Source organism: Deinococcus aerius (assembly GCF_002897375.1).
Lineage (GTDB): Bacteria > Deinococcota > Deinococci > Deinococcales > Deinococcaceae > Deinococcus > Deinococcus aerius.
The window spans coordinates 1-1,910 of sequence record NZ_BFAG01000031.1 but is presented as its reverse complement, the minus strand read 5'-3'; the positions used below and the strand labels follow the sequence as shown (position 1 = coordinate 1,910).

The window sequence follows — 1,910 nt, the reverse complement described above, 5'->3', positions numbered from 1 at the left end:
CTCGACCGACACTACCCCGCCCGCCACCCCGACGGGGCTGAACGCGGCGGTGGTGGGCGCGGGCATCACGCTCGACTGGAACGACAACACCGAGGCCGACCTGGCGGGGTACAAGGTGCTGGCGGGGTCCTCGCCCAGCGGCCCCTTCCAGACGTTGACGCCGCAGCCCATCAAGGACTCCACCTACACCGACAACAACGTGCCCGAGGGCGTCACGGTGTACTACCAGGTGGTCGCGGTCGATACGAGCGGCAACCCTTCCCCGGCAGCGAGTGCGAGCGCGACCCGGCCGGGCAGCGGCGGGACCGCGAAGGTCGAGATCGAGAACCGTGACGGAGGGCCGTGGAATGACCGGCTGGTGTTCAGCCGCATCGGCAGCCTCGCCTCTCCCCCCAGCAACGGGGTCCACAACCTCGTCACCCTGCGGATCAAGAACACCGGGACCGCCACCCTGCGCATCGGCTCGCTGCCCATCAGCGGGGCGTGGGCGCTCGACCCGGCCGTTACGCTGCCCATCGACCTCGCGCCCGGCACCTCGACCGACGTGCGGGTGCGCTTCGTCGCCGAGGGCCTGACGGCGTCGAACGACAAGCTGCACAAGGGCACCCTGACGGTGAACACGAACGACCCGAACACGCCCAGCCTGCCCGTGCAGCTCACGGGCCTGTGGCAGAGCCAATCCGAGAACGGGCAGGAACCGACGATCTTCCAGATCCGCGAGGCGTTCGGCTACACGGGTTCGTTCCTGGGCGGCGAGTCCAGCATCAACCAGAAGGGCCTGGTGCGGCCACAGGGCGACGAGGTGATCTCGGCGTACTGGCAGCGGGCCGACGAGACCCAGCCCGTGACCGTGCGGCAGCTCACGGCCTACCACACCCAGGGCAACACGGCGACCCTGGCCTGGCATCCCAAGGGCAGCTCCGGCACCACCACGATCTTCACCCACGCGGGTGTTGACGGGCAGACGGTCCTGCCGCGTCTGAACGGCTCCCTGGCGCCCATCGGTCTGCGCTCCTTTACCCCGGCCGCCAAGACCTTCGGCTTCAAGGTGGACGGCGAGTGGAGCGATGCCGCCCAGAACAGCCAGACCGCCGACCGCAACAACGGGTGCGCGCGCCCCTGCGGCCAGCACATCCGCTTCTTCCCGGTCAAGGACCGCGCGGGGGTGCTGATCCCCAACACGTACTACGTAATCATGGACTACTCGGGGATCAACTACGACTACAACGACAACAACTACGTCATCTCCAACATCAAGCCCGCGCCCCTGCTGATCAATGTGGGTGGCCCCAGCGGCACGAACTTCACGACGGGCACGGGCGCGGCGGCCTTTGCCGACCCGGGGGGTAACGTGTGGCTGCCCGACAAGGACCGAAACGGCGACGCGATCTACACGCCCAGCACCGCCATCAACGAGCCGACGACGGCCTACACCGGGGATATCCTGGGCACCGACAACGACCGGCTGTACCAGACCTACCGCGGCCGCACCTCCGACCTCAGCGTGCCGCAGGACCAGCGCATCATCTCGTTCGACATCCCCATCAACAACGGCAGCTATCAGGTCAAACTGCACTTCGCCGAGCTGAACTGGAACGAGGCGGGCCGCCGGGTGTTCGATGTCTACGCCGAGGGGGCGCTCCGCATCAGCAGCCTGGACATCTTCCAGAAGAGCGGCGGCCGCTACACGGCGCTCGTCGAGACGCTCGACAACGTGCAGGTCAGTGACCGCAAGCTCAGCATCACCCTGAAGGCGACCACCGACTTCCCCAGCCTCTCGGGCATCGAGGTCGTGCGATGAGACGGGCGCCGCGCCTGGCGCGCACCCTGGCCCCGGCGACGCTGGTACTCGGCGCCCTGCTCGGCCTGGCGGGGTGCGGGGAACGGGGCGCGGCGCAACCAGGCGGACC

Annotated in this window: 1 protein-coding gene; it reads left to right on the top strand. The window is 68.4% G+C overall.

What is annotated here, in order from left to right:
• A partial coding sequence (locus tag DAERI_RS21675; protein ID WP_268806709.1) for a malectin domain-containing carbohydrate-binding protein occupies window positions 1–1,801 on the top strand: 1,801 nt, incomplete at its 5' end.
• Window positions 1,802–1,910 lie beyond the last annotated feature (109 nt).